This is a genomic window from Microcoleus sp. Pol12B4 (assembly GCF_036701385.1).
Taxonomy (GTDB): Bacteria; Cyanobacteriota; Cyanobacteriia; order Cyanobacteriales; family Microcoleaceae; genus Microcoleus.
The window spans coordinates 1-22,428 of sequence record NZ_JAUBQR010000097.1; the positions used below are offsets into that span (position 1 = coordinate 1).

Annotated in this window: 11 protein-coding genes and 1 pseudogene; 8 read left to right on the top strand and 4 right to left on the bottom strand. The window is 47.5% G+C overall.

Annotation, left to right across the window (positions count from 1 at the left end):
* The 4 genes and pseudogenes from QUA38_RS14880 to QUA38_RS14895 all read left to right on the top strand — a co-directional run.
* Positions 1-629 (top strand): annotated as a pseudogene (locus QUA38_RS14880) (ATP-binding protein); the annotation flags it as partial.
* A gap of 681 nt (positions 630-1,310) precedes the next feature.
* Positions 1,311-6,788 carry a WD40 domain-containing protein gene (locus QUA38_RS14885; protein WP_333162977.1) on the top strand — a complete coding sequence of 1,826 codons (5,478 nt, stop codon included), beginning with the start codon at positions 1,311-1,313 and terminating at the stop codon, positions 6,786-6,788.
* Positions 6,789-7,040: 252 nt separating this feature from the next.
* Complete coding sequence (locus tag QUA38_RS14890) at positions 7,041-7,847, top strand: TPM domain-containing protein (RefSeq protein ID WP_333162979.1); 807 nt, start codon at positions 7,041-7,043, stop codon at positions 7,845-7,847.
* Between the two features lie 100 nt (positions 7,848-7,947).
* On the top strand, positions 7,948-8,571 hold the full coding sequence (locus tag QUA38_RS14895; protein WP_015179019.1) for a precorrin-8X methylmutase: 624 nt from the start codon (positions 7,948-7,950) through the stop codon (positions 8,569-8,571).
* A 116-nt stretch (positions 8,572-8,687) separates the two neighbouring features.
* Here QUA38_RS14895 and QUA38_RS14900 read toward each other — a convergent pair whose 3' ends face one another.
* Both QUA38_RS14900 and QUA38_RS14905 read right to left on the bottom strand, forming a co-directional pair.
* Positions 8,688-9,326: a response regulator transcription factor gene (locus tag QUA38_RS14900; RefSeq protein ID WP_333162981.1), complete on the bottom strand. Its 639-nt coding sequence runs from the start codon at positions 9,324-9,326 to the stop codon at positions 8,688-8,690.
* 111 nt (positions 9,327-9,437) lie between these two features.
* Positions 9,438-10,634 (bottom strand): sensor histidine kinase, encoded by a 1,197-nt coding sequence (locus QUA38_RS14905; RefSeq protein WP_333162983.1) that lies wholly within the window; start codon positions 10,632-10,634, stop codon positions 9,438-9,440.
* 443 nt (positions 10,635-11,077) lie between these two features.
* Here QUA38_RS14905 and QUA38_RS14910 point away from each other — a divergent pair, with 443 nt between their 5' ends.
* The 4 genes from QUA38_RS14910 to QUA38_RS14925 all read left to right on the top strand — a co-directional run bounded on the left by QUA38_RS14910 (position 11,078) and on the right by QUA38_RS14925 (position 20,759).
* Positions 11,078-11,527, top strand: coding sequence for a hypothetical protein (locus QUA38_RS14910; protein ID WP_333162985.1), 450 nt, complete (start codon positions 11,078-11,080; stop codon positions 11,525-11,527).
* 349 nt (positions 11,528-11,876) lie between these two features.
* Positions 11,877-13,859: an efflux RND transporter periplasmic adaptor subunit gene (locus QUA38_RS14915; RefSeq protein ID WP_333162987.1), complete on the top strand. Its 1,983-nt coding sequence runs from the start codon at positions 11,877-11,879 to the stop codon at positions 13,857-13,859.
* A gap of 446 nt (positions 13,860-14,305) precedes the next feature.
* Complete coding sequence (locus QUA38_RS14920; protein ID WP_333162989.1) at positions 14,306-17,443, top strand: efflux RND transporter permease subunit; 3,138 nt, start codon at positions 14,306-14,308, stop codon at positions 17,441-17,443.
* Positions 17,444-17,618: 175 nt separating this feature from the next.
* Positions 17,619-20,759 (top strand): efflux RND transporter permease subunit, encoded by a 3,141-nt coding sequence (locus QUA38_RS14925; RefSeq protein WP_333162992.1) that lies wholly within the window; start codon positions 17,619-17,621, stop codon positions 20,757-20,759.
* 98 nt (positions 20,760-20,857) lie between these two features.
* On the opposite strand, the gene QUA38_RS14930 is transcribed toward QUA38_RS14925, so the two are convergent.
* Together QUA38_RS14930 and dapB are read right to left on the bottom strand one after the other, a co-directional pair.
* On the bottom strand, positions 20,858-21,568 hold the full coding sequence (locus QUA38_RS14930) for a phosphate ABC transporter permease (RefSeq protein ID WP_333162994.1): 711 nt from the start codon (positions 21,566-21,568) through the stop codon (positions 20,858-20,860).
* Positions 21,569-21,750: 182 nt separating this feature from the next.
* Positions 21,751-22,428, bottom strand: a 678-nt coding sequence (gene dapB, locus QUA38_RS14935) for a 4-hydroxy-tetrahydrodipicolinate reductase (protein ID WP_333162996.1), incomplete at its 5' end; no start/stop codon positions are given.

Here is a 22,428-nt window from a genome sequence, read left to right on the forward strand (position 1 = left end):
TGTTTTTAGACCGCGGCGAACAGTTGAAAAAACTTAATTGCCATGTCGTCTACACGATTCCCCTGACTTTGATTTTTTCCAACGACTTCGGCCGCCTCGCCAGTCGATTTGGAGTCAAACCCAAGGTGATGCCGATGGTACCGGTGCAAATGCGATCGGGCGACGACCACATTGAAGGAATGGCACTGCTGCGGCAGTTAGTATTAGCCAGAGCTTTCCCCGCAGTTGCTCCCCATCAACGCATCGATTTGATTTCCCAGGTGTTTGACTCTCCCGAAACTTTAGATCGGCTTTGCCGGATTAGTGGCGGTCACGTTCGCAATCTACTGATGCTTTTGTATAGCTGTTTGCAGCACGAAGACCCTCCCTTCTCTCGCGAATGCCTCGAAAGCGTCATTCAAGAATATCGCGATGACCTTTTGGGAGCCATCAATGACATGGAATGGGAATTGCTGTTTCAAGTCGTCACCCGACAAAGTGTAACCGGCGAAGAAGAGTCTCAAATCTTGTTGCGAAGTATGTTTGTCTTTGAATACCGCGATCAAGAAGGCCGTTGGTTTGGGATTAATCCAGCTCTAGCAGAAACCAGAAAATATAAGGAGTGGCTGCAGCGCTGTGAAGCAAAATAGTTGGGATTTGTGAGATAGCTTCGTGACTCTAAGAACCCTTAACCACGAGGAAATTAGAAAATATTTAACTAAAAATTCATCGCTCACAACTCCGAAATCTTACCATCCAATACAGAAATCAGTCAGCGGTTTTTGCCACTGGCTGATTTCTGTTGAATGCTGGCTATAGGCGGTGAATGTTATTGTCGTGTAAAACTTTGCCACCACTAAGGACTTTGCCCACTCTCAACTCTCATATCTGCAATGTCAGACCCCCTATTTCTGTTTTTATCTGTTGCTATTGATTTCACATAATCTCATCGCGGACGACATTTTTTCCGGTTGTTTTAAATGCCTGCTACAGATATATCGAAGTTGTTTACTAATAGCTAGCAGTCGGTATGATCATTAACTTAGCAGTTGCCTATTTACGCTCTCTAGTCCTTTATATGTAGCTGAATCAAAAAATCTAATGGTGACCTTAAATTTTTATTGGGAAGTCTAGCATTCTCTAAGATTGAGCGGTATGATATCTTTACATTGGATCTAATAACTATGTAAGTATTGATAAGACAAGTATGGAAAACTACGTATTTATACAGAGATAAAGCGTCAGACAGAGACGGCTATGTCTAAGTAGATACGCTTTCAGTCACGATTGGCGAGCGTTAGGTAATTGATTAATGCAAAAGAGGTGCACGCATGACCGATCTAATTAAGGTACAAGAAACTGCCAACTACAACGAGCGCTCGCTCAAAACTCTGGTCAGGTCAATCACAATGTCTCAACACCAATTCTCGCTAATTTTGGTGCGCTGCAACTACGAGCAGTTGCGGCAGCAAATAGCGCAGCGGCTGCGAGAAGTGTCCCCAGTTCCAATTCAAGATCTCCTCCTGCCAGCTTCAGTCAAAACCCTTTACACTACTCTGCAGGCCAGCACTTTCCAGAAGGGGTACTCCCCTGTCGGTGCCGCCTCGGCTTTGATGGTATTCGGTTTAGAAACAGTAGTAGCGATCGACGAACTGATGGCATCTACCAATCAAGTGCGAGACGAATTTCGCAAAAATTTTTCCTGCCCAGTGATTTTGTGGGTAACAGATGACATCGTGACCAAAATGATCCGTCTAGCCCCGGATTTCAAAAGTTGGGCCGCCGCCACAATTAAATTTGAAATGGGCGTTGACGAATTAATTAATTTCCTCGCTAAGCGGGCCGATACTATATTTAAAATAGGCGAACTCAATCAAGAACTCGCCAGTAGCAACGTCAGCAGCATAGCTAATTGTGAGACCTGCGAGACCCCCTGCGAAAAACGCGGTCTGGAGCGCGAAATCAGCTCTGGAGAACGCTTTCTAACTTTTAACTCAGGGCCCCAAAACCGACGACAATCAGATGTCCACTCGTATTCGCCATTGAGTCCGGGCAATACCTTCGATTTGGCGATCGGCTCTTTGCCACGCCGAGAACTAGAATTAGCTTTAAGAGATTTACAAAATCGCGGTGAAGAATTAGAACCCTCCCTCAAAGCCAGCCTGCAATTCGTTCTCGGTCGAGATTACTATGTCAGCGACCAAACCGAAACTGCCTTAATTCACTACCAAGAAAGCTTAGTATTTTGGCAGCATCAAACTGGCAATTGGGAACTCGAAAACTGGGAAAATTCCGAAAACCCAGAAACCCTCTCCTGCTCATTGTCCAATCCTGTCCCCAACATCCTATTTTTAGAGAGAGAAGGGATAGTGCTATTTCACATAGCCTTGTGTCACCGCTTGCAAGCAGCCAGAAATCCGGTAGCCAACCGCCAACACTGGGAACAAGCTTGGATTAGCCTGGAACAATCTAGAAACGCTTTCTCCCTTGCCTCACGCCCCGAATTGGTAGCTGAGGTGACAGCACACCTCGGAGAAGTGCTGCAGCGCCTGAAAGCGTGGGGAGAGTTGCAAGCATTAGCTGAAAATTCTTTGCAGTTGCACTTCACTTACGGTACTCCCAGTCAACTAGCTCAAGATTACGGCTTTTTGGCTGAAGTTGCCCTGCAACAGTCGAGGTGGAGTCAAGCCCGCCAGTTAGCAGAGTTGGCTTTGGCGATTTTGGATCAAACGCCTAATGATTTGAGATTGCTGATTGAAGATTTGAGATTGGGGTTTGAGGGAAATTATCCAGAATTTGTGGGTCCTAACGAGTTAAGTAACGAACCCAAATCTAAAATCCAACATCCTAAATCCGACAGGAGTTCGTATCTTTTACTTTTAGCCAGAAGTTTGCGACAGCTAGGGCAATGGGAAGCGGCGGTTCATTCTTTGGAGTTAGCTCAATCTCAAAGCGAGCCGAAGTACGACCCCCGACTTTACATCGATATTTTGACGGAACTGCAAGCGGTTTATTTCGAGCAGGGAGAGTATCTGAAAGCGTTTCGGATTAAAAAAACCCAGCGGTCGATCGAATATCAATACGGATTTAGAGCTTTTATCGGAGCCAGCCAATTGCAGCAGCAGCGCCAAGCGGTCAATCCTTCAGGTCCCTCAGCTCAAAACCAAGCTGCTATCGCAGCGGAAATGACAGCTTACTCGCGCCAAACAGATATCAATAGCTTGCTAGAAAGAATTAGCAGGGACGACCATAAATTAACTATTATTCACGGGCCCAGCGGCGTCGGGAAAAGTTCTCTAGTCAATGCCGGCTTAGTACCAGCTTTGAAAAATATTACTCCGGGCGCGCGGGATACATTGCCCGTAGTAGTCAAAGTTTACACCGACTGGCTGGTGGAGTTAGAAAATGCTTTGAACAGCGCACTGTACGACAAACAAGCCGAAGAGGAAAGTAAATTAATCTCGAAAGGACTACAGGAAATCCACAAAAGAAGTTGCTCGGTTATTCCTGCTCGCAGCTCGGAAGTCTCTTCTTTTATTATAGAGCAGTTGCGCGAAAATGCCACAAATAATTTGTTGACTGTGCTGATTTTTGATCAATTTGAAGAGTTTTTCTTTGTTTCGACTTCAGTGGCACAAAGACAACTTTTTTATAATTTTTTGCGTTTGTTTTTGAATTTGCCTTATGTCAAGATAATTCTGTGCTTGCGCGAAGATTATTTGCACTACTTACTAGATTGCGATCGCTTTCCAAATCTTGACGCTATTAACAATAATATTCTCGACAAAAGTATCCGCTACCAACTGCGGAGTTTTTCTATCAAAGACGCGCGGGCTGTCATTGGACACTTAACAGAACGGGCGGAATTTTATTTAGAGCCGGCACTGATCGATGCCTTCGTAGAAGATTTAGCAGACGAACTGCAAGAAGTGCGACCAATCGAATTGCAGGTAGTAGGAGCGCAACTGCAAGAAGAAGGTATTACCAGTCTAGCGCAATACCAGCAATTGGGGGACAATCCCAAAGCAGAATTAGTGAAAAGATCGCTCGAAGGAGTCATCTCTGACTGCGGTCTGGTTAACGAAGATGCAGCGTGGAAAATCTTATTTTCCCTGACAGATGAAAGAGGCGTTCGCCTGATAAAAACCAAACACGAACTCTCGTTAGTTACAGGCCCGCAGCCAGCCGATGCCCGCGAAACCGAATTATCGCCGATCGGCAGAAACCGAATTCCCTTACACCGACAGTTCGCAAAAGACTCTGAAAACCGACCAAATAAAACCGACAACCTCGACTTAATTTTAGACATTTTAGTTGGTCATGGTTTGCTATTTCTGCTACGGGAAGCGCCCGAAGACCGCTATCAATTGGTACACGACTATTTAGTGCGACCAATCCGCCAAAGATTCGGCTTAGAAGCCAGACTGCACAAAGCAGAAGCAGACAAAAAAATGAGTCAAGCACAGCTCTACCGAGCCAATACTTTTCTCAAACAACTGCTGGGAGTAGCAGTGATCGGCGTCATGCTGCTAACCAGTTCCACCATCGCCGCCGTAAACTTTTGGTGGCGGGCCGTTGGTCAAAAACAGCTAGCTGTCGCTCAAACTCAGCGAGCCGAAATCAGTACCCTGACAGCAGCTTCTGAAGCACTTTATTTCTCAAACAACAAATTTGACGCCATGATGGAAAGTTTGAGAGCTGGTAAAAAGTGGAAACAGATCGAACATTCCCAGCAAATGTATACTCTCAAAGACACCGAAATTCTGATTTCTGCGGCCCTCCAGCAGGCAGTTTATGGAGTCAAAGAACGCAACCGCTTGGAAGGACATGGCGATGTAGTTTGGGGTCTTAGCTTCAGTCCAGACGGCGAAACAATAGCTTCTTCCAGTGTAGATAAAACCGTCAAACTTTGGCGACGCGACGGCAGTTTGTTGGCAACTTTCAAAGGCCATACTAACAGTGTCTCCTGTGTGGCGTTCAGTCCCGACAACAAAACCATAGCCTCGGCAAGTTTAGATAAAACTGTCAAAATTTGGCAAACAGACGGCAGTTTGCTGGCAACTTTCAAAGGGCATACTAATAGCGTTACCAGCGTTGCTTTTAGTTCAGACGGTCAAACGATCGCCAGTGGCTCTACAGATAAAACTATCAAACTTTGGAAAACCGACGGCACGCTGCTGAGAACGATCGAACAATTTGCTCCCGTAAATTGGCTAAGCTTCAGCCGCGACGGCAAAATAGTCGCTGTGGCGAGTGATGACGGTAGTGTGAAACTGTGGAGTTCGGACGGCAGGTTAATCGCTAATTTATGGCACAGCGAAAACAGACAACCCTCGAAAATTTACACCGTCAGTTTCTCCCCCGATGGTGAAACGATCGCCAGTGCGGGTGAAGATAAAACGGTGAAAATCTGGAGCATCGCTGCACTCAAACACCCACCAACAGAAAATTCAACACAAGCAAAAAAAGGTGAACTGCTAACCACTTTGCGGGGACACAGCAAGTGGGTATTTGGTGTCAGTTTCTCCCCCGACGGTCAAACACTTGCTTCGGGAAGTGCAGACGGGACTGTCAAACTCTGGAGTCTTGCTGGTGTTGGCGACAAACGCCCAACCGATGCTAGCAACATTAAACCAGAGAGTCGCTTACTGAGAACTTTTGAGGGACACGCCGATCGAGTTACTCAGGTGAGTTTTAGCCCGGAAGGCAAAACCTTGGCTTCGGCGAGTTTTGACAAAACTATCAGGCTGTGGCGACTCGATGACGTGCCGCTCAAAACCCTCGACGGACACCAAAACCGGGTGCAAAGCGTTACTTTCAGCCCCAACGGCCAAAGGCTGGCTTCTGCTTCTACCGACAACACTATCAAACTCTGGAGCCGCACGGGAGTTTTGCTAGAAACCTTGGAAGGACACACTCAGAGAGTCGCCAGCGTCAGTTTCAGCCCCGACGGCCAGCTACTTGCTTCTGGGAGTTACGACAAAACGGTGAAGGTGTGGAGTTTGACAGAAGATGGCATGAATAATATTCTCCCTTGTCCTTCGGCTCCGCTATTCCCGTGTTCGCCTTCTGTGCTGTTCACTCTCGACGGCCACGCCGACAGCGTGATGAGCGTGAGTTTTAGCCCCGACAGCGAGGTTCTGGCTTCGGCGAGCAAGGATAAGACTGTGAAACTCTGGACTAGAAACGGCAGGCTGATTAAAACTTTAACGGGACACACAGGCTGGGTGACTGGAGTGACTTTCAGTCCCGACGGCTCGATGCTGGCTTCTGCAAGCGATGATGGTACTCTCAAACTCTGGAATCGGGACGGTCGTTTGCTAAGAACTTTTGAAGGAGCTCACAACAGTTTTGTGTTGGGGGTTGCTTTTAGCCCTGATGGCAAAATGCTGGCTTCGGCTGGTTACGACAATTCGGTGAAGCTGTGGAAGGTAGATGGGACTTTGGTGGCGACGCTGCTGAAGGGTTCTAGCGACAGCGTGACTAGCGTGGGTTTTAGCCCGGATGGTTTGTTGGTTGCTTCCGGCAGTTATGACCATAAGGTGAAGCTTTGGAGTCGCAGCGGGACTTTGCTGAAAACTTTGACGGGTCACAAGGATAGCGTGATGAGCGTGAGTTTTAGCCCGGATGGGAAGGTTCTTGCTTCTGCAGGCCGAGATAATCGGGTGATTTTATGGAATTTGGATCTTGACGATTTGCTGGTGAGGGGCTGCGACTGGGTGGGAGATTATCTGAGAACTAATCCTAATGTGAGTGATCGCGATCGGCTTCTCTGTGAGGGGGTTGGGGCAAAACCAAATCGATTTTAGATTTTAGATTTTAGATTTTAGATTGGGGGATGCAGTGGATTTTCGATTTTCGATGTTACTCACCCCCTTGAGGATCTCGATGCTAAGTTCTCCCCCCTTCCCCCTCTCCGTTTCTCAAAAACTATTTTTTCCTTCCCCTTGCTCTCGGCTTCCTGTAAAGTAAATAATTGTAAAGAAAAATGAGTTTTCTCTTATCCTCTGGTTAAGACGGCCAGCTAGCATTCACAATTAAGACCCGGATTATAAGTTCCTATGTCACAGCTTTTCCCGCGAAAATTTCTAGCCTCTGTTGTCGCATTTTGTCTGGCTTTGTCGGTGTGGGCGATCGCACCTGCGGCCCACGCTTTCAATAATCCCGATTTGTTGCCTTCAACTCAGACGCCGATCATTGACTTAGCTAAAGCCCTTACGGATATTGAAGAACAAAATTTGGCAAAAAATTTAAAGGCATTTGAAGCCGAAACCGGTTGGAAACTGCGAGTGCTGACTCAGTACGATCGCACGCCCGGTTTGGCTGTCAAAAGTTATTGGGGGCTAGATGACAAGAGTGTGTTGCTAGTTGCTGACCCCCGAGGGGGCAATTTGCTCAATTTTAATGTGGGCGACTCGCTGTATCCGCTGCTGCCACGCACTTTTTGGGTGGAACTGCAAACCCGCTACGGTAATCAATTTTTTGTGCGGGACAATGGCGAAGATCGAGCGATTATTGAATCTTTGGAGTCGATAGAAGGCTGTTTGCGTCAGGGCGGATGCCGCGTGGTTCCCGGTTTGCCGAGGGAACAGTGGGTTCTGACGTTAATTACGTCGGTAGTTGGTGGCGTCATCTGCGGCTTTGCGGCTCAACCTCGCAAGCCGGGACAGGTTGTGGCTTGGCAGTGGGCGCTGATTTTTTCGCCGCTGTGGGGAATTCTGTTTTTCGCTTTCGGACTTGGGCCGGTGGTGACTCGGACTTCTGACTGGTTGCCTGTGGTTCGGAATGTGGCGGGTTTTGCGATCGGAGCTTTGGTGGCATTCCTGACTCCGGTGTTGGGCAAATCTTCTTCGTCGTCGGAAACTTAGTTGTCAGTTGGCAGTTGGCAGATTTTACTCAACAGTCAACGAATGACTAAAAGCTGGTAAGCTGATACCTGACAACTCACAGGCGACAGCTATCCAACAAATGGAATGGCACGTAAGCGATGCCCAGAGTCTGGGATTAATCGATAACGAAATTGGCGACCACGGTTTTTCAGCGGCGGAGTACGAAATAGTCCGCCGCGTGATTTATGCGACTGCTGATTTTGAGTACAAGTCTTTAATTAGTTTTTCCGATCAGGCTTTGCAGGCTGGGGCGGCGGCTTTGGCTGCTCGGACTACGATCGTGGTAGATGTGCCGATGGTGCAGGTGGGCATTACGCCCTTGATCCAAAGTACGTTTGCCAATCCGGTTTACTGTTCGATGGAGGCTTTGACACGCCCCCAAAAGGAAAGGACGCGGGCTGCTTGGGGGATTGAAACTTTGGCAAGACGCTATCCTGAAGGGATTTTTGTGGTGGGCCAGGCTCAAACTGCTTTGTCGGCGATCGTAGATTTGATTGAATCTGAGGAAATTCGGCCGGCTTTGGTAATTGGGACGCCTTCTGGGTTTGTGGGGGTGGACGTGGCTAAGTCGCGGCTGCATGATTCGATGATTCCTCACATTCGGATTGAGGGCCGCAAGGGCTCTGCGGTGGTAGCTGTGGCTATTGTTAACGGGCTGGTCGATTTGGCTTGGCAAGCTTACGGCCAAGAGGGGAACAGTTGATGATTTTGTGTGCTGCTGACGCGGATGGGTGGGCGTAAAAAATCGGGTGGTAAGAAAGTGGCTAAATCTGCCTCTGAGCAAGGCTTTGATTGTCGCTTTCAGGCATCAATAAGTCCCTAATTGAAGAGTGAATGAGCCAACAGCGCGGCTTGAGTTCGATCGCGCAAATTTAACCGACTCAAAATATTCGTTACATAGTTCTTTACCGTGTTTTCCGACAAAAATAAGGTTTGAGCAATTTCTCGGTTGTTCGCGCCCGAAGCTATTAAACGCAATACTTCTAATTCTCTGGGCGTGAGTTGCTCTAATTCTGGCGGAGAAACAACCGTCGAATTAGTTACAGCAGGAGTCATCAGGGCTTTCTCAAACAATCCGGGACCGAGTTGCGTGTGTCCTTTATAAACAGCGCGAATCGCTAACGCAAGTTCGTCGGGTTCGGTATCTTTGAGCAGGTAGCCTTTTGCACCCAGCCGCATTGCTTGGCTGACATATTCATCGTCATCAAATGTGGTGAGAACCAAGACTTTTGTATCGGGATAAGATTGTGCGATCGCCCCGGTTGCTGCTACGCCATCCATCACGGGCATCCGAATATCCATCAGCACAATGTCGGGCTGTAGGATGGGAATTTGTGCGATCGCCTCCTGTCCGTTTTCAGATTCACCAATTACCTGCATATCAGAATAGCATTCCAGGATACTCTTGATTCCCCGGCGAATAATATGCCGATCGTCCACTAGCAAAATCCGAATCATATAACAATCCTCGCATCAATTAGCGTGGGGCAAACCGCACTGCATTATCCTTTCTTCAGTCTCTTAGAGAGGGACAAAAGTTTGTATATACGCGGTTGAAACCGCTAATTTCTATATTTTTTGAGAGGGCAAAGAAACCGAAATCCGGCAACCGTTTTCAGACTTGCTGTAAATCGCAAATTGACCGCCCGCAGCGGCCACTCGTTCGCGCATTCCCTGGAGTCCGAAGCCAGTGGTATTTTGTGCAGGGTCGAAGCCTTTGCCGTTGTCAGCAATCGACAAATAAATCTGTCCTGCGTGTTGCTGCAACCCAACTGTCACCATCGTTGCATCAGCGTGTTTGTGAATATTTGTGAGCGATTCTTGCACAATTCTGTAAAGTGTTGTATTGATTTCCTGAGATAGCAGAACTGGTAAGCGAATCGAGTTGGAAACTTCGAGCCCAGTCATGCGCTGAAAGTCTTGCAGAAGTTTGTCGATCGCACTTTCGAGTGACAATCCTTGCAAAGGATTCGATCGCAAAACCGAAACCGATTTGCGAATTTCTAACAAAGCTTCCGATCCGAGTTGTTTCGCCTGTTTTAGAAACGCGACCGCTTTCTCATCCTCCGATTTCCATAACAATAGGGCATTATTGAGCTGAATGGTTTGAGCCGCGAGGGTGTGTCCGAGTCCGTCATGGATTTCGCGAGCAATCCGATTGCGTTCCTGCAAAGTTGCCTGGTCTTCAATTCGCAGTGCATAGTGGCGGAGTTGTTCGTGAGTTATGGCTAATTTATCATGGGCAATTTCTAATTGCTCTCGGCTTTGGCGTTCCGCAATCAACGCATTAATTAACAATAAAGCGAACACTAATGTCAAGCCAAATAATAACACATTGCTAAATCGCCATTCCCAAACAGTTGCAATAACTTTTTCAGGTAAAATAGGTTTTAATAACAGTAGCGAGCTATAGGACAGCAGGGCTAAACCCAAGACTGTCACCTGCCCGGGCTGGCGGAAGATCAGACAACTGCGCATCAGCAGCACGAGAAAAAGCAAAAAGCTCGATCGGCTCGATAACCCTTCGCGGACAATTGGCAGCAAAATCAAGCCAAATTCTAGGGCTGTAAATAAAACTTTTCTACCTAACCGAACTGTTGGCAAACGCAACCCGATCGCGCCAAAAAGTGCGATCGCGCCAACCCGTAACAGCGGCGACCAGAGCGACTGAAACGGATGCAGCACTTCCATCAAGGCTGCCGTCGCCAGCAGCAGCCACTCCAAATAAAGTAACAAACGAAAGGACGGATAGGTCAAGCGAATCATAGAACTTTTCCCCATCAAAAGCTGGAGCGATTCAAGCAAGGTCGCTGACCTAATTGTAGAAGGTATCTTGGAGTCAAAAAACACGTTACCCCCTTATGTTCGGAAGGACGTTCGGCAACGCGCAGTGAATCGGGATTTAACGGATGAATGTTGAGGGAATTGGTCATTGGTCATTGAGCAATTCTCCCACTCTCCAATTCTCCCATTGTCCCACTGTCCCGCGCTCCCCTTTTGCCATAACAAACAATTCATGTGTAGCAGCTTAGCGAATCCGCCAACGCTGCCGATAGAACCTTTTAGACTGATTTTGGGGTTTGGGACTAGGAAAAAAGTCACAACCGCAAAGTGCTTTTTGACTGGTTAGGTTAGGAGTCTTGGGCCATGCGCTGGCTGATTTTAGCCTATAAGATTTGTGGGTGAAGGTTAATTAGAGGCAGTGAAGCATGAAAAGAACAACGATCGCAGCAGCATTTGTCCTCGTCGGTGCACTTTTGGTAGGCGGTTTGTCTGCTAGTAGGCAATCCAATACTTCCGAAGCTACCCAACCTGACACGACTGCGACCAATCCAGTAAGTTCCGACCAAGCGAAGGCGGATTCTGCTTCCACTCAAACTGCTCAATCTGTCGCGGCGACTGCAACTCCAAGTTCAGCGCAACCGAAAGCAACGGATGCAGAACGCGCACAGAAACGCGAGGAAATTCGCAAACAAGTCGAAGCAGTGTTGACGCCCGAGCAGGTACAACAGTTGGAAACTAAAGTCAAGGGAGGTGAAAAAATGCGGAAAGCTTTGTCCGAGCTAAATCTCACCGCCGAACAAAGGACAAAAATTAAAGACATTCTCAAGACTGCTTATCCTCGGGGGCAAAAGCAGTCTCAAACAAGTTCGCAATAACGCTCTGATTGGGCAACTTGCAGTGCAAAACAGATACAGGACTTGCCCGTGTGGGCTGATTTTTCCCGGTTTCACTCTTTGGGTGCCTCGTTGACTTTCCCAAGATTTCTACCAGAAACCGAGTTGATGAGCGTAAGTCCTATAAGAGCAATTTCTAAGTAGCCTAAAAACTTCTCATAGTAATTTATAGCTGCCCTAAACCTCAGACCAGATTGAGATCGCCGAATCGAGGTGAGGGTAAATGATTTTTTTGACATCCTCGCGAAACCTGATGATTTAGGTTGCAGTTTCCTTCCCTGACAGTTTTTTTCAACTGTTTTTAAGAGTTATTTTTCCACAGAGGTTTGTGATGATCGAGGAAATTATTAGTGAAAGTCGGAATGGCACTCGCCCTAAAGTTTCTGACCAAAATCTGAAGCTGAACGAGCAACCGACGCACAACGTAGAAATTGTTAGTGAAACTCCAAAAGACGCTCTCCGTGAAGTTTTTCAGGAAGCTCCAACATTGCCGGAGAGCGAACCGGCGGAAAGTGTTGCAGCCAAACAACCGACGGAAAAGGTGCTGGCGAAAGGGCGGATTGCGCTGTTTCTGCTGGGGTTGCTGCTGGTGGGTGGGTTGGGATTTTTGGTTTGGGTCCGATCGACTGTTCCTAAAGCGGAAAAACCGAGCCGCAGCGGTAGACTGCAAATAACTCCGGTGACAGTGGCAACAGTAACGAAAAAAACTGTTCCAATACAGTTGCAAGCGATCGGCAACGTGCAATCGAGTTCTACTGTATCGGTGACACCACAAGCTAGCGGGCGGATTACAGGAGTTTATTTCAAGAAAGGACAAGAAGTTAAGAAAGGACAACTGCTGTTTTCGATCGACGATCGCTCTCAAACTGCGTCGATCCAGCAAGCTCAAGGAATCGTAGCAAAAAGCCAAGCACAGGTGCAACAAGCCACAGCCAACCTTTCTAAAGACCAAGGAGTTGTCGAACAAGCTAGAGCAACCCTTGACAAAGACCGAGGAATGGTCGAGCAAGCCAAAGCGACCCTGGAAAAAGACCAAGGAATTGTCCAGCAAGCCAGAATGACTCTTGCTAAAGACAAAGGAGTCGTCGAACAAGCCAGAATGACTCTGGAAAAAGACCAGGGAGAAGTCAAGCAAGCGATCGCCACTTTGACCAAGGATCGAGCTCAAGCCCAATATGCCGCAGCCCAAAGTCAGCGCTATGCAGAGCTTTACAAACAAGGAGTAATCAGTCAAGACCAAGCCCAACAATACGCTACCAGCAGCCGAGCCGCTGCGGCAACGGTGGATCTTGACCAGCAAGCGATCGCCAATGCTGAGACGGCGGTAAAGAGCGATCGCATCGGGATTACCAATGCTGAGGCAGCCGTTAAAAGTGATGAAGTGGCGATCGCCAATGCTGAGACGGCGGTCAAAAGCGATCTCGTGGGGATTGAGAATGCTGAGACGGCGGTCAAAAGCGATTTAGTGGGGATTGAGAATGCTCGGGCCGTAGTGGAAGGCGATCGGGCTGCGATCGAGGGTTCTCAAGCTGGGTTGAGTGCAGACGGCGGTGCCTTGAAAAATGCTCAAGTGCAATCATCCTATACCAAGGTCTATGCGCCGATCGACGGGCGTGCCGGAAATATTCTGGTGACAGTCGGCAATGTGGTGCAACCAAGCACCGACAAACCTTTGGTGACAATCTCCACAATTAATCCAATTCAAGTTGCCTTTTCGGTTCCTGAATCCAACCTCCCACAAATCCAAAAATACGCGGATAACGGCAAACTTAAAGTTGATGTCACCTTTGCTGGAAACAATCGTCCGATATCGGGAACCTTGTCATTTGTGAACAATACGGTTGACAATGCCACTGGGTCAATTCAACTGATTGGCGACTTTAATAACGCAGATGGCAAACTTTTCCCAGGTCAATTTGTTAACACAACTCTAACATTAAGTCAACAACCAAATGCGATTGTTGTTCCCTCACAAGCTGTACAGACAGGGCCGAACGGACAATTCGTATTTGTCGCCCAAGAAGACGATACAGTGGAAAATGTGCCTGTAGTTGTCAGCAATACAATCAACGGCTTAACTGTCATCCAAAAAGGTCTGGATGCGGGTGATGAAGTTGTCACCGACGGACAAGCAAATCTGGTGGATGGTAGCAAGATTCGCATTAAAACCGCAGCCGATGCTAAAGATAATTTAGATAATACTAAAGGCAATAATAATTCAGACACATCTGGAGCCAAAGAAACAGGTGTAAAATCTGGCGGCGATTCCAATCCATCGGGAAATAAGTCATGGAAATCGCGCAAGAATCCCTAGGGCGATCGTTCTGCTCAATTCTGCTATCTGGCGCTGTACTCGTTACCAGGCTGGAGCCTGGTAATGCCGCTCCGGAGGCTCGGCCTCCATTTCCCAGGCGAGGCAGAGCCTCTGGATATGGATTCCCTGGCTGGAGCCTGGGAACCAGTCAATCGATTTTAGATTTTAGATTTTAGATTTTAGATTGACCCCACGGATAAATGCGGGGGCTTGAGGATTGTACTCGTTACCAGGCTGGAGCCTGGTAATGCCGCTCCGGAGGCTCGGCCTCCATTTTCCCAGGCGAGGCAGAGCCTCTGGATATGGATTCCCTGGCTGGAGCCTGGGAACCAGTCAAAACCAGTCAAATGCCCCATGCCCAATGCCCCATGCCCAATGCCCCATGCCCAATGCCCCATGCCCAATCCCCAAGAGTACCTCATTTACCAGAGAAAGGTTTATAACTAATGAATCTCTCAAAACCGTTTATTCGCCGTCCAATTATGACCACCTTGGTGATGGCGGCAATTCTAATTTTTGGTTGGATGAGTTATCGCTTACTGCCGATTAGCGATTTACCAAACGTCGATTATCCCACGATTCAAGTCAGCGCTTCCCGGCCCGGCGCTAGCCCGGAAACGATGGCCGCATCGGTGGCGCGCCCGCTAGAAAAGCAATTTTCCAGCATTGCTGGACTCGATACGCTAACCTCCACCAGTACCAGCGGCAAAACTCAAATTACGCTTCAGTTCAATCTCAGCCACAATATTGACGATGCGGCGCAAGATGTGGAATCGGCAATTTCCTCGGCCTCGGGCCAAATGCCCAACGATTTGCCAAATCCGCCTACCTACAGCAAAGTCAACCCCGCCGACGGGCCGATTCTTTACCTTTATCTCACTTCCCCAACGCTTCCGCTTTCTGAGGTTGATAAATACGCACAAACCTATTTAGCGCAAAAGCTATCGACAATCGCCGGTGTGGCGCAAGTACAGATTTACGGTTCTCAAAAATATGCTGCTAGAATTCAACTCGATCCGCAACAGTTAGCAACGCGGCAAATTGGCATCGATCAAGTGCAAACTGCGATCGAACAAGGAAACGTCAACTTACCCACAGGAAGCCTTTCCGGTAGCCATAAAAACTTTACGGTGCAAACCAACGGACAACTTCAGGATGCAGCAGCATTCCGTCGTTTAATTGTGACGTACAAAAATGGACAGCCTATTTATCTCGAACAATTAGGGCGAGTGGTTGACAGCGTAGAAAATACTCAACTTGCTAGTTGGTATAACAACGATCGCGCAATTATCCTCACGATTCAAAGACAGCCGGGCACAAATACTGTAGAAGTTGTAGAGACGATTCAAAAATTGCTGCCCAACTTAAAAACTCAGATTCCGAGTTCGATCGAACTTGGGGTGATGTACGATGCGTCTCAATCAATTCGCGATTCCGTTGACGACGTTCGGTTTACCCTCGTTTTGACGATCGCCCTAGTCATCTTAGTAATCTTCTTATTTTTACGCAATCTGTCTGCAACAGTCATTCCCAGTTTAGCGCTGCCGGTTTCGCTGATCGCAACCTTTGGGGTGATGCACTTATTCAACTACTCGCTAGATAACTTGTCGATGATGGCACTGACGCTATCCGTCGGCTTTGTAGTCGATGATGCGATCGTCATGCTCGAAAACATCGTCCGCCACATAGAAGAAGGAGAAAGCCCGCGAGAAGCGGCGCTAAACGGGTCTAGGGAAATCGGCTTTACGATTTTATCGATGACGCTTTCCTTGGTGGCGGTGTTTATTCCGATGTTATTTATGAGCGAGTTGTTGGGGCGCTTGTTTCATGAATTTGCAGTGACGATTGCAGTTTCAATTTTGGTGTCAGGCTTTGTATCTTTGAGCCTGACACCAATGTTGTGCAGCCGTTTTTTGCGTCCGGTAAATCACGCCAATCAAAGCCGACTTTATCGAGCTTCAGAGTATGTATTCGATCGCTTTTTAAGTTTGTACGATTGGAGCCTCAAGAAAGTTTTAAAATATCACCGCACCACGATGATTTTGTCATTCGCAATGGTGTTTGTCACAGTTGGACTATTTATCGCGGTTCCCAAAGGCTTTATTCCCAGCCAAGACACCGGACAAATCACGGGGATTACTCAAGCTGCACAAGATGCCTCTTTTGATGAATTAGTTCGCCACCAGCAAGCGGTTGTCAGCGCGATTCGCCAAGATCCAAATGTGGAAGCAGTTAACTCGAATATCGGGGCAGGAGCGAGTGCAAATGGCGGCGGGGCGGCAGTTGCCGGAAATTCGGGAAGCTTGTTTATTCGGCTGAAACCGCGAGCGCAGCGGCAGATGGGAGCCGATGAAATTGTGCAGAATTTGCGATCGCAACTAGCAGAGATTCCCGGCATTCAAGTCTTCTTGCAAAATCCTCCGGCAATCCCGCTTGGCACTCAACAAAGCACTGGATTGTATCAACTCGCGCTGCAAAGTTCTGACGTTCTACCACTGCGGCAATACGTCCCGCAACTGGTTGACAAAATGAAAGCAATGCCAGAAATTCAGGATGTTAATAGCGATTTGCAGATGACTTCTCAAATCAAAATTGATATCGATCGCGACAAAGCCTCAGCATTAGGAATTACTGCCAGTCAAATTGAAAACACCCTGAGAAATGCTTACGGCGCTTACCAAGTTTCCACGATTTACGGTGCGACCAACGAGTATCAAGTTATTTTGGAACTAGAACCAAAGTATCAAAAAGATCCCAATGCTTTGATGCAGCTTTACATCGCTACAGCGGGCAGTAATTCGAGTGATGCTTCTGGCGGTCAAACACAAGTACCGCTAGCAACTTTTGCCAAAATCACTCCGGGAACTGCACCGTTAATTGTCAACCATGTCGGGCGGATGAATGCTGCGACAATTTCCTACAACCTCGCTCCCGGGGTGGCGCTGGGAACGGCAAATAGTGCGATCGACAAAATCGTGAAATCGGTAATTCCTGACAGCATTTCTACCAATTATAAGGGCGCTAGCCAAGTATTTCAAAGTTCGCTGCCGAGTTTAGGGTTTCTGTTGGCCGTGGCAATTTTGGTAATCTATTTGATTCTCGGTATTTTGTACGAAGATTTCATCCATCCAATTACAATTCTGTCGGGATTGCCTTCGGCGGGATTTGGCGCATTATTAACGCTGATGTTGTTTGGCGTTGAGCTCAACGTTTATTCATTCATCGGCATCATCTTGCTGGTAGGAATTGTTAAGAAAAACGGCATTATGATGGTGGATTTTGCGATCGAAGCCCAGCGCGACGACGGCAAAAAACCAGCGGAAGCAATCTATCAAGCCTGCTTAGTGCGCTTTCGGCCGATTATGATGACCACAATGGCGGCACTAATGGGAACATTGCCGATCGCCCTGGGAGTTGGTGCCGGTTCGGAATCTCGCCGCCCGTTAGGAATTGCCGTTGTCGGCGGACTTTTGTTTTCACAAGTTTTGACACTGTATCTCACGCCCGTATTTTACATCTACATGGAATCGTGGCGGAAAAAGCTCAGCGAGGTGAAGTTTCGGCAAGTCTTTTCGTTTAAATGAGGACGGTAAAATAACCGTTTTAAGAGGACACGGCAATACCGTTTCTTGCGCCCCAAAATAATCGATTATCCTCGCGAGGAGGACACGGCAATGCCGTTTCCCTACCTCGATTAATTGTAGGGACACGGCACTGCCGTGTCCTCACGGTTCGACATCTCACTACCAACCAATTTTTATGAACCTTTCAGAAATCTTTATCCGCCGCCCAGTAATGACCGCACTGGTCACAAGCGGCATTCTAATCTTCGGTTTGATGAGTTATTTCCTGCTACCAATTAGCGCCCTGCCTCACGTTGAATATCCCTTTGTAAGTGTCTCTGCTAGCTTACCCGGTGCAACCCCCGAAACAATGTCATCCTCAGTTGCCGCGCCGCTAGAAAGACAGTTCACTGAAATAGCTGGCCTCAATTCGTTTAACTCCACCAGTTCCACCGGTAGCGCGAACATTTCCCTACAATTCGACTTCAGCCGCAGTGTGAATTCTGCTGCTAAAGACGTACAAGCTGCGATCGCCGCCGCCGCAGGTTCATTGCCATCTGGAATGCCCAAACCGCCTACCTACCGCAAAGTTAACCCTTCAGTTGCGCCGGTTCTATACCTTTATTTGTACTCCAAAACCCTGCCAATTGCAGAAGTGGATGAAGCCGCAGAAGTGACGATCGCGCAACCCATCTCAGCCATCGACGGTGTGGCACAAGTGCAGGTTTACGGGCAGAAACAATATGCAGTGAGGATTCAACTCGATCCGCGAGAATTGACCTCAAGGGGAATCGGATTAGATCAAGTTAGAACCGCAGTTACGCAAGGAAATGTAAACTTGCCAACCGGAAGCCTTGCTGGCGATAACAAAAGCTATTTAATTCAGGTAAATGGTCAATTGAACCGTGCAGCAGAATATCGATCGCTGATCGTTGCTTACAAAAATGGCGCAGCAGTGAGGCTGCAAGATTTAGGAAACGTGATTGACGACGTACAGAATAACAAAGTCTTGAATTTGTACACCGATAAAAATGTTACAAATCAACCTGCAATCTTGCTGGCAGTGCAGCCTCAACCCGATGGAAATACTGTCGAAATCGTCGATTCGATCGTGCAAATGTTACCCGCACTCAAACAACAAATTCCCCAATCGATCGAAATGGGAATTATGTACGATCGCTCTCAATCAATTCGGGCTTCTGTAGACGATGTGAAGTTCTCCTTAGTTTTGTCGGTGTGTCTGGTTGTCTTAGTAATTTTTCTATTTTTGCGGAACCTCACAGCGACGCTAATTCCGAGTTTAGCTTTGCCTGTGGCGATTATCGGTACGTTTGCGGTGATGTATCAGTTGGGATACTCGTTAGATAACCTGTCTCTGATGGCGCTGACGCTTTCAGTGGGGTTTGTGGTGGATGATGCGATCGTGGTTCTCGAAAATATTGTTCGCCACCAAGAAATGGGAGAAGCACCGCTAGAAGCAGCATTAAAAGGGTCGAAAGAAATTGGTTTTACCATTATTTCAATGACGCTTTCATTGGTCGCCGTATTTATTCCCATCATGTTTATGGGCGGGTTAATCGGTAGGTTATTCCACGAATTTGCTGTGACAATTTCTGTGGCAATTTTGGTATCGGGATTTGTTTCTCTGAGCCTGACGCCGATGTTGTGCAGTCGATTTCTCAAATCGTCCCACCAACACCAACAAAATCGCTTCTACCACCTTTCTGAGCGGGGATTCGAGCTGTTGCTGCAAGGATATGAATGGACGCTAAAACCTGTTTTGAAATACCGTTTCGTGACGCTGATTGGTTCTGTAATTCTGCTGGTGTTTACGGCTTATCTGTTCGTTCTGGTTCCGAAAGGCTTTATTCCGACTGAAGACACCGGACAACTGATGGCTAACACAAAAGGAGCGCAAGATATTTCGTTTGAAGATATGCTGCTTCACCAACAACAAATCGTTGATATCATTCGGAAAAATCCCAACATCGCAGCGTTAAACTCAACCGTAGGTGCGAGCGGCCCGAACGCCTCGGCTAACAACGGACGCATTACCATTAGGCTCAAACCCCGATCGCAGCGCCGCCTCAGTGCCGACGAAATCATCCAACAACTGACTCCTAAATTGCGCGGAATTCCCGGCATTCAAGCTTTTTTACGCTCTCCTGCTGCGATTCCGATCGGCGGTCAACAAACAAATTCACAATATCAGTTTACGGTGCAAAGTTTAGACTTGCAAGCGCTGCGTCAAGCGGTGCCGGAATTGTTAGCTAAAATTAAAACGCTACCGGGATTGCGCGGTGTGGATAGCGATTTGCAACTGAGCACGCCTCAGCTTCAAGTTAAAGTCGATCGCGACAAAGCCGCAGCCGTCGGCGTTAGTGCTCAACAAGTGCAAAAAACCCTCAGCGCAGCTTACGCTTCAGGACAGGTTTCGACGATTTATACCCCGAACAATCAATTTACGGTTGTGTTAGAACTAAAGCCTGAGTATCAGCGCGATCCGAGTGCTTTGTCGATGCTTTACGTGCGATCGAACACCGGACAAATGATATCGCTAAGTGCGATCGCAAATGTCACCCAAACAGTCGGCCCGCTAACCGTCAATCACCTAACTGGATTGCCCTCTGCTACAATCTCCTTTGACACTCTTCCAGGCACATCACTGAGTCAAGCAACCGCAGCTATCGAGAAAGTTGCAAAGGATGTTTTGCCGCCGTCAGTGACAACAAGTTTCCAAGGTGCAGCACAGGTATTCAACCAATCTTTTAACGATTTAGGTTGGTTGTTGCTGGTTTCTATTGTGGTGATTTATTTAATTCTCGGCATTTTGTACGAGGATTTCATTCACCCGCTGACAATTTTGTCAGGTTTGCCGTCAGCCGGATTTGGTGCACTGTTAACGCTGGTAATCTTTCAGGTTGAACTCAATCTCTATTCGTTTATCGGGATTATTCTGCTGGTGGGAATTGTCAAGAAAAACGGTATCATGCTGGTAGATTTTGCGATCGAGAAACAGCGCCAAGAAGGCAGAACCGCGTTTGATGCCATTTACGAAGCCTGCATCGTCCGCTTCCGTCCGATTATGATGACGACGATGGCGGCTTTAATTGGAACTTTGCCGATCGCCCTGGGAGTTGGTAGCGGTTCCGAATCGCGCCGTCCGTTGGGAATTGCGATCGTCGGTGGATTGCTGTTTTCGCAAGTTTTAACCCTGTATCTTACTCCGGTATTTTACACTTATATGGAAGCGTGGCGAAAACGGCTAGGTCAACCAAAAATGAAGCTGTCTGAATTTTTCTGGCGTCCGAAAACTCGACATTCGAGCAGAAATTAATACTAAATCCGCGTTAAAAACTTCTTTATTAGACTGGGCGGTTTCAACCGCCAAGTACAATCTTTAACGTGGATTAGGGACTCGGCTTTATTAATAATTTAATAATCAGCGGACGATCGCCTTTTTACATCTCTGCTTTGATTAGTGCGATCGCGGTCTTTTTTTCTGCCTTTTTTAATTTGCTGGCTCACCTCGACAAACAAATCTCTGCGTAAATAAGGATAGTCGCTCACCCACACGTCACGGCTGGGAATATAAATATCTGAAACTTTTGCAATTCTGCCTAAATCTTCTTGATTTGACATAATTAACATTAAAGCAGCTTGGCCGGGGACAATTCCTTGGTGATCTTTCCGCAAGGGAGCTCGAAGTGTAGTAGTAAATCCGGTTTTGTCACCAACTTCTAAGTTGATGCGCGGTTCTAGGTTGTCAACTATTACCAGTTGTCCTTTTTGATTGACTGTTTCTTCTTGACTGGTGATTTCATCTGTAATATATATATCCAAAACTCGCCCTTGCCAAAAACCGCAGTATTGATATTTGCGGCATTCTGCATTCCGCAAACTCGCCCACAAAATCGGCCCCCACAGCCAGTACAAACCAGCTATCAATCCGGTGATTAAAACTAGCGGTCCGACATCGGAACCGACGAAGTTGTAGACTACCAGGACGAAAACTACGGTGACGGCAGAGATTAACATTCGCCTCAAAAAATCGGGCGGTTTTCCCCAGATATATTTGTATTGCGCCCCGGTGGCGACGGCGGGAATTAGTTCTTTAAAGGTTTCGCGGGTTAAGGGAATTAGCATAGGAAGTTTGGCAACGAGCAATGTACAGGATGCAAGGGCTGTCTGTTCGGAAGCGGATTAGATTAAGGGATTTAACAGATTTAACGGATTGATGTTGAAGTCAAAAATCAGAAGTTAGAAGTCAAAAGTTAGAAGTTAGATTAATTCCACCTGACTAATGACTAATGACTAATGATTAATGACTACAAGATTTTTTCCAGGCCGTAAACGAGCGATCGTAATTCAAGGACTTTGCGTATAGACAGCAAGACTCCTGGCATATAACAAGCGCGATCGCTCGTATCGTGTCGTAAAGTATAAACTTGACCGGCGCCGCCAAAAATTACCTCTTGGTGGGCAATTAAACCGGGTAAACGGATGCTGTGAATGCGAATCCCTTCATCCGCCACTGAACCTCGCGCTCCGGCTAATTTTTCGGTTTCCTCAACTTCTGGCGGATTGAAAGTTTTTCCCATTTCTGCTAGCATTTGGGCAGTTTGAATTGCCGTACCGCTGGGGGCGTCGGCTTTTTGATTGTGGTGCAGCTCGATAATTTCTACGTGTTCAAAATACTGAGATGCCGTGACGGCGGCTTGTTGGAGCAAAACCATGCCGATCGAGAAATTGGGTACGATCAAACAGCCGATGCTGGCTTTCTCAGCAAATTCAGCTAATTTTTGAATTTGCTCGCTGCTCAAGCCAGTAGTGCCGACTACCGGGCGAATGCCGTAAGCTATCGCCGAGCGCACGTTTTCATAAACCGACTTCGGGTGCGTAAAATCTACCATCACCCCTAACTGCTTTTCCTGAGCTGCTAATACCAGCATTCCTTGCAAGTCGTCAGTGATGGGAACTTCTAACGGGCCGCATCCGGCTAATTC